Annotated in this window: 6 protein-coding genes; all 6 read left to right on the top strand. The window is 70.8% G+C overall.

The genetic code is table 11. From position 1 onward, the window contains the following. Nucleotides 1-99: 99 nt before the first annotated feature. The 6 genes from ACZ3UD_RS37330 (at nucleotide 100) to ACZ3UD_RS37355 (ending at nucleotide 6,521) form a co-directional block, all read left to right on the top strand. A complete protein-coding gene (locus ACZ3UD_RS37330) occupies nucleotides 100-1,044 on the top strand; it encodes an ABC transporter permease (RefSeq protein ID WP_465598453.1) in 945 nt (314 codons plus the stop codon). Next, the gene (locus ACZ3UD_RS37335; protein ID WP_465598457.1) at nucleotides 1,044-1,847 is read left to right on the top strand and encodes an ABC transporter permease; all 804 of its coding nucleotides are present in this window, start codon (nucleotides 1,044-1,046) and stop codon (nucleotides 1,845-1,847) included. Before ACZ3UD_RS37330 ends, ACZ3UD_RS37335 begins: the two co-directional genes overlap by 1 nt. Before the next feature lie 73 nt (nucleotides 1,848-1,920). After that, a complete protein-coding gene (locus tag ACZ3UD_RS37340) occupies nucleotides 1,921-3,315 on the top strand; it encodes an NAD(P)/FAD-dependent oxidoreductase (RefSeq protein WP_465598460.1) in 1,395 nt (464 codons plus the stop codon). Nucleotides 3,316-3,519: 204 nt separating this feature from the next. Continuing rightward, nucleotides 3,520-3,951, top strand: a complete 432-nt coding sequence (locus ACZ3UD_RS37345; protein ID WP_465598463.1) for a bifunctional DNA primase/polymerase — start codon at nucleotides 3,520-3,522, stop codon at nucleotides 3,949-3,951. A 58-nt stretch (nucleotides 3,952-4,009) separates the two neighbouring features. Further along, the gene (locus ACZ3UD_RS37350; protein ID WP_465598466.1) at nucleotides 4,010-4,774 is read left to right on the top strand and encodes a nucleotidyl transferase AbiEii/AbiGii toxin family protein; all 765 of its coding nucleotides are present in this window, start codon (nucleotides 4,010-4,012) and stop codon (nucleotides 4,772-4,774) included. Between the two features lie 223 nt (nucleotides 4,775-4,997). Next, the gene (locus ACZ3UD_RS37355) at nucleotides 4,998-6,521 is read left to right on the top strand and encodes a CoA-acylating methylmalonate-semialdehyde dehydrogenase (protein WP_465598470.1); all 1,524 of its coding nucleotides are present in this window, start codon (nucleotides 4,998-5,000) and stop codon (nucleotides 6,519-6,521) included. Nucleotides 6,522-6,856 lie beyond the last annotated feature (335 nt).

The following is a 6,856-nucleotide window of genomic DNA, read 5'->3' on the forward strand; positions in this document are numbered from 1 at the left end:
CCGGAGAGCCGGACGGCCACTCCTCGGGAGCCACAGAAGGCAAGACCGCATCAGCCACATCCGGCCCTCCCGGGCCGCCTAACAACTTACGGAGGCCGCATGACCACCACCACCCCGGCCGCGCCGCCGCAGGCCGTACCCCCGGATCGCAGCCCGTCGTCGGGCCGGGAACCGAAGCCGAGGCGCAAGCTCACCCCGTACTGGCTGCTGCTGCCCGGCATCGCCTGGCTGGTCGTGTTCTTCGCCGTGCCGATGGTGTACCAGGCGTCCACCTCACTGCAGACCGGCTCGCTCGAAGAGGGATTCAAGGTCACCTGGCACATCTCGACCTACTGGGACGCCCTGGTCGAGTACAAGTGGCACTTCGCCCGCTCGTTCTCCTACGCGGCGATCGCCACCGTGCTCTGCCTGGCCGTCGGCTACCCGCTCGCGTACACCATCGCCTTCAAGGCGAACCGGCGCTGGCGCAACGTCATCCTGATCCTGGTCATCGCTCCGTTCTTCACCAGCTTCCTGATCCGCACGCTGGCCTGGAAGACCATCCTGTCCGACGGCGGGCCGGTGGTCGGCGCGCTGAACACCCTGCACGTCCTGGACGTCACCAACGCGCTCGGCCTCACCTCCGGGGACCGGGTGCTGGCCACCCCGCTCGCGGTGGTCTGCGGTCTGACGTACAACTTCCTGCCGTTCATGATCCTGCCGCTGTACACCTCGCTGGAGCGGATCGACCCCCGGCTGCACGAGGCGGCCGGCGACCTGTACGCCCGGCCGTTCACCACCTTCCGCAAGGTCACCTTCCCGATCTCGCTGCCGGGCGTGGTCGCGGGCACCCTGCTCACCTTCATCCCGGCCTCCGGCGACTACATCAACGCCCAGCTGCTGGGCTCGCCGAGCGAGCAGATGGTCGGCAACGGCATCCAGAAGCAGTTCCTGAACGTGCTCGACTACCCCACGGCGGCCGCGCTGAGCTTCATCCTGATGGCCCTGATCCTGGGCATGGTGACGGTCTACATGCGCAAGGCCGGGACGGAGGAACTGGTCTGATGTCCCGGATTTCCAAGTGGATCCGCGCCCACCTGGTGGTGCTGGCCGGCCTGCTGGCCCTCGCCTACCTGGTGCTGCCCAACCTGGTCGTGCTGGCCTTCTCGTTCAACAAGCCGGTCGGCAAGTTCAACTACGAGTGGAACGAGTTCTCCACCGACGCCTGGACCAACCCCTGCGGCGTGGCCGACATGTGCCAGTCGCTCTCGCTCAGCCTGCAGATCGCGGTGCTCGCCACCATCGGCGCCACCGTGCTCGGCACCATGGTCGCCTTCGCGCTGGCCCGCTACCGCTTCCGCGGCCGCTCGGCCACCACCGCGATGATCTTCCTGCCGATGGCCATGCCCGAGGTGGTCATGGCCGCCTCGCTGGGGACGCTGTTCCTCAACATGCGCATCCCGTTCGGCTTCACCACCATCCTCATCGCGCACATCATGTTCTGCCTCAGCTTCGTGGTGACGGCGGTCAAGGCGCGCGTGATGAGCATGGACCCGAGGCTCGAACAGGCCGCCCAGGACCTCTACGCGACCCCTACCCAGACCTTCCTGAGGGTCACCCTGCCGCTGGCCGCGCCCGGAATCGCCGCCGGTGCGCTGCTCAGCTTCGCGCTCTCCTTCGACGACTTCATCATCACCCAGTTCAACTCGGGCCCGACCACGGTCACCTTCCCGATGTTCGTCTGGGGCGCCTCGCAGCGCGGCATCCCGGTGCAGGTGAACGTCATCGGCACCGCGATGTTCGTCGCCGCGGTCGCGCTGACCGTCGTCGGGCAGTGGCTCGGCAACCGTCGGAAGGCCACCGTCTGACGTATCGCCTGACGTACGGTCGGCAGCGGTGGCTCACAACCGTCATCTATTCGCAGAAAGTGGCTGATAATGCATGGACTCCGCCCGCGCACTCAGTGACGCCAGGCCCACCCCCTTCTGGCTGGAGGACCCCGGCCGGCCGGAGGCGCTGCCCGCGCTGGTCGGCGACACCACCTGCGACCTGCTGGTCGTCGGCGGCGGCTACTCCGGCCTGTGGACCGCCCTCATCGCCAAGGAGCGCGACCCCTCACTGGACGTCGTGCTGGTCGAGGGCAACGAGGTCGGGTGGGCCGCGTCCGGGCGCAACGGCGGATTCTGCGCGGCCAGCCTCACCCACGGCTTCGGCAACGGCCTGCAGCGATGGCCCGCCGAACTCGCCCAGCTGGAACGCCTCGGCGCCGCCAACCTCGACGGCATCGAGGCCGCCCTCAAGCGCTACGGCATCGACGCCGAGTGGGAGCGCACCGGCGAGATCGACATCGCCACCCAGCCCCACCAGGTCGAGGAGCTGCACGAGATCGCCGAGGCCGTCGCCCGGTACGGCTTCGACCTCACCGTCCTGGACGCCGACCAGCTGCGCGCCGAGGTGAACTCGCCGACCTTCCTCGGCGGCCTCTGGGACAAGGAGGGGGTGGCGATGGTCCACCCCGCCAAGCTCGCCTGGGGCCTCAAGGACGCCTGCCTGAGCCAGGGCGTGCGGGTCTTCGAGCACACCCGGGCCACCGACCTGCGGGAGTACGGCAGCGGCATGGCCGCCCGCACCCCGTACGGCCGGGTGTTCGCCCGCCGGGTCGCGCTCGGCACCAACGTCTTCCCGTCCCTGCTCAAGCGCGTCCGTCCGTACATCGTGCCGGTGTACGACTACGCGCTGATGACCGAGCCGCTCGACGACGAGCAGCTCGCCGCGATCGGCTGGCGCGGCCGGCAGGGGCTGGGCGACAGCGCCAACAAGTTCCACTACTTCCGGCTCTCCGCCGACAACCGGATCCTCTGGGGCGGCTACGACGCCGTCTACCACTTCGGCGGCCACGTCCGGCACGAGTACGACCAGCGGCCGGAGACCTTCCGCACCCTGGCCAACCACTTCTTCCGCTGCTTCCCGCAGCTGGAGGGGCTGCGCTTCACCAACGCCTGGGGCGGCGCCATCGACACCTGCAGCCGGTTCTCGGCGTTCTTCGACACCGCGTACCGGGGCAAGGTCGCCTACGCGGTCGGGTACACCGGGCTCGGCGTCGGCGCGACCCGCTTCGGCGCCGAGGTGATGCTCGACCTGCTCGCCGGCGAGCGCACCGAACGCACCTCGCTGGACATGGTGCGCTCCAAGCCGCTGCCGTTCCCGCCCGAACCGGTGCGCTGGGCGGGGATCGAGATCACCACCCGGTCGCTGGAGCGGTCCGACCGCAACGGCGGCCACCGCAACCTCTGGCTGCGCACGCTCGACCGACTGGGGCTCGGCTTCGACAGCTGACCCAGCCCAGCGCGACACGCGACCCGGGTCACGCGCGCCGCCTCAACGCGCCGTCTCAGCGCGCCCGCTCACGCGATCCGGGCCGCGTGACCTGAGTCATGCGACCCGTGTAAGAGGGACCCGCCGTCCGCCTCTTCCTGGTGACGGCGGGTCTCGGTCTCCCGCCGTCCGACCAGGACGAACGGCGAGAAGCGGGGACACGACATGGAGAGCACCGGACTGCACTGGCTCGCCCAGGTGGCACCGGACCCGGAGGCCTTCCGGGCACAGTGGGAACGCTCCGGGCTGGGCCTGATGCTGCTACCGGCCGGACACCGCTGGGACGTCCTCTCCGTCCCCGGACGGCTCGGGCGCTCTGCGCTGGACCTGCTGGACACCGGCTCCTGGGGCCCGGTGCTCACCGACTTCGGGGACGAGCACGTCAGCTTCCTGGTGCCGGTCGGCACCGCCGCCCGCTGGGTCGGCACCAGCGTGCGCTGCGCGGGGGAGGGCACCTGGATCGTCGTCCCGCACCCCGAACGCAGCAGCCGGGGCGCGCGATGGCTGGTCCCGCCCGACGGCTCCGGGCGGCTCAACGACCCGGCGCTCCTGGAGCTCGCCCTGCACGAGGCGGCGGCCGGGCTCACCGGCTGGTGAGCGCCCGCGCATCCCGCGGCGCGGCGCACGGGGCGGGCGGTCGCGTCAGACTGGAGGTGTGACCACCGCTCCGCACGCCGTCGACGCCGCCCTGCGACCGGGCCGCGCCCAGCTGCGCCTGGCCGCCCTGGCCGCGCCTGTCTGCGCCCGGTACGGACTGGCGCTGGCCGGTGGGCACGCGCTGCGTGCCCACGGCGTGGCGGCCTGCGCGCAGGACGGGCTCACCCTGGCGACCGGCGGCGCCGACCTGCCGGAGGTGGGCGCCGCGCTGGCCGAGGCCTACCGCGCTGTGGGCGGCGGAGTCGTCGAGCGGCCCGGCACCCCGCGCCTGGAGCAGCTGACCGTACGGCTGGCGCTGGGTGGGCGCGCCCACTCGGTGGAGCTGCGGAAGGAACCGCTCGGCCACCGGCCGGTCCGGCTCGACCTGGGCGCCCCGGCACAGGACGAGCCGCCGGTGGTGCTGCCGGTGGTCGCCCTGGAGGACGCGGCGGCGCTCACCACCGCGCTGCTGGTCGACCGGGGCATGCCGCGTGACCTGATCGACGTGCACGCCCTCACCCGCTGCTACCGGGAGGGCGAACTGCTCGCACTGGCTGGAGAGTTGGACCCGGAGTTCCAGCCGTCCGCGCTCGCCGACCGACTGGAGACGCTGGCCGAGGCCGCGGACGGCCGGTTCCGCGCCCGGGGTGTCGAGGCCGGGTCGGTGGACGGGCTGAAGCGGTGGGCGCTGGCCTGGGCACAGGACCTGCGGCTGGACCTGCTGGAGACCCAGGAGGCGGCGGACGGGCTGCACGACCCGTACCTGGAGGACGAGGAGCCCTGAGTCATGGGCTGGGGGTTTACGCGTTCGGAGTAGCGACCGGACGACCTGTAAGGCTGAATCCGCGATCCCCGTCAGCCTGTTCGTTGAGCCCCGCCGGGACGGCCACCAGACTGGGAGATGAGCGCGGTAGCCCCGTGAATTCCCGTCGCCCAACCCTCGCGCGGGCGGCGCCAGACCGGACCGGTGGCAGGACGCCGCCCGGGACTTCGGAGGCAGACGGACCTTGAGCAAGCACATCATTCACTGGATCGGCGGCAGCCCCGTCGCCACCGCCGGCGCGGCGCCCCGCCGCGGTGACATCTTCGACCCGGCCACCGGCCAGGTCTCCGGCCGCGTCGACTTCGCCGAGATCGCCGAGGTCGACCAGGCCGTGGCCGCCGCGGCCTCGGCCTTCGCCGAGTGGCGCACCGCCTCGGTGGCCAAGCGGACCACGGTGCTCTTCGCCTTCCGCGAGCTGCTGAACGCCCGCCGGGACGAGCTGGCCTCGATCATCGTGTCCGAGCACGGCAAGGTGCACTCGGACGCGCTGGGCGAGATCGCCCGCGGCCTGGAGGTCGTGGAGTACGCCTGCGGCATCCCGCAGCTGCTCAAGGGCGGCTTCACCGAGCAGGCCTCCACCGGCATCGACGTCTACTCGATCCGCCAGCCGCTCGGACCGGTCGCGATCATCTCGCCGTTCAACTTCCCGGCGATGGTGCCGATGTGGTTCTTCCCGATCGCCATCGCGGCCGGCAATACCGTCGTGGTGAAGCCCTCGGAGAAGGACCCGTCGGCCGCCAACTTCCTGGCCGAGCTCTGGAAGGAGGCCGGGCTGCCGGACGGCGTCTTCAACGTCGTGCACGGTGACAAGGTGGCCGTCGACCGCCTGCTGGAGCACCCGGACATCAAGTCCGTCAGCTTCGTCGGCTCCACCCCGATCGCCCGCTACGTCTACGAGACCGGCACCCGCTACGGCAAGCGCGTGCAGGCCCTGGGCGGGGCCAAGAACCACATGCTGGTCCTGCCGGACGCCGACCTCGACCTCGCCGCCGACGCCGCCGTCAACGCCGGCTTCGGCGCGGCCGGCGAGCGCTGCATGGCCGTCTCCGTCCTGGTCGCGGTCGACCCGATCGGCGACGAGCTGGTCGACAAGATCAAGCACCGGATGGCCGGCCTGAAGGTCGGCCCCGGCTGCAACGGCGACTCCGAGATGGGCCCGCTGGTCACCGGCCAGCACCGCGACAAGGTCACCTCCTACGTCGAGTCCGGCCTCGCCGACGGCGCCGAGCTCGCCGTGGACGGCCGCAAGCACCCGATCACCACCGAGGACAAGAACGGCGCCCCGACCGCGGACGGCTTCTGGCTCGGCCCCACGCTGTTCGACCACGTGAAGCCCGGCATGTCCGTCTACAACGACGAGATCTTCGGCCCGGTCCTCTCGGTCGTGCGCGTCGCCTCCTACGAGGAGGGCCTGGCGCTCATCAACGCCAACCCGTACGGCAACGGCACCGCCCTCTTCACCAACGACGGCGGCGCGGCCCGGCGCTTCCAGTTCGAGGTGGAGGTCGGCATGGTCGGCATCAACGTGCCGATCCCCGTGCCGGTCGCCTACTACTCCTTCGGCGGCTGGAAGGCCTCGCTCTTCGGCGACACCCACGCGTACGGCCCGGACGGCGTGCACTTCTTCACCCGCGGCAAGGCCGTGACCCAGCGCTGGCTGGATCCGTCGCACGGCGGTATCAACCTCGGCTTCCCCACCAACAGCTGAGCCCGGGCCCCTGAGCCTCGCGCCGCAGTAGGGCTGGTCGACCCCCTCTCCCGGGGCCGACCAGCCCTTCTGCATGCCGTTTGCATTCGCCGGCCGAAGCGCGTACAGTCCTTCGAGCTGCCTGGCAGGGAGCACCGGACACGCATCTGCGCGGACGGTCCCGGGGCGGCTAATCCTCTGAAACACCATTTCCGATTCGTTCCGGTCGTTTTCGCGTTCTCGCGGTGCGGCTCGGTGTTTATTCGGCGTGCGCGTTTTATCGGATTGCGGTCGATTCGCTTTTCGGAGCGGGGATCGGCTAGAGTTTGAAACGTCGGACGGGGCGTCAAACCCCG

The organism is Kitasatospora sp. NPDC023118 (assembly GCF_055560875.1).

Bases quoted from the DNA above. Each gene is read 5' to 3' on its own strand.
- ACZ3UD_RS37330 (WP_465598453.1), top strand. From the start codon at position 100: ATGACCACCACCACCCCGGCCGCGCCGCCGCAGGCCGTACCCCCGGAT.
- ACZ3UD_RS37335 (WP_465598457.1), top strand. From the start codon at position 1,044: ATGTCCCGGATTTCCAAGTGGATCCGCGCCCACCTGGTGGTGCTGGCC.
- ACZ3UD_RS37340 (WP_465598460.1), top strand. From the start codon at position 1,921: ATGGACTCCGCCCGCGCACTCAGTGACGCCAGGCCCACCCCCTTCTGG.
- ACZ3UD_RS37345 (WP_465598463.1), top strand. From the start codon at position 3,520: ATGGAGAGCACCGGACTGCACTGGCTCGCCCAGGTGGCACCGGACCCG.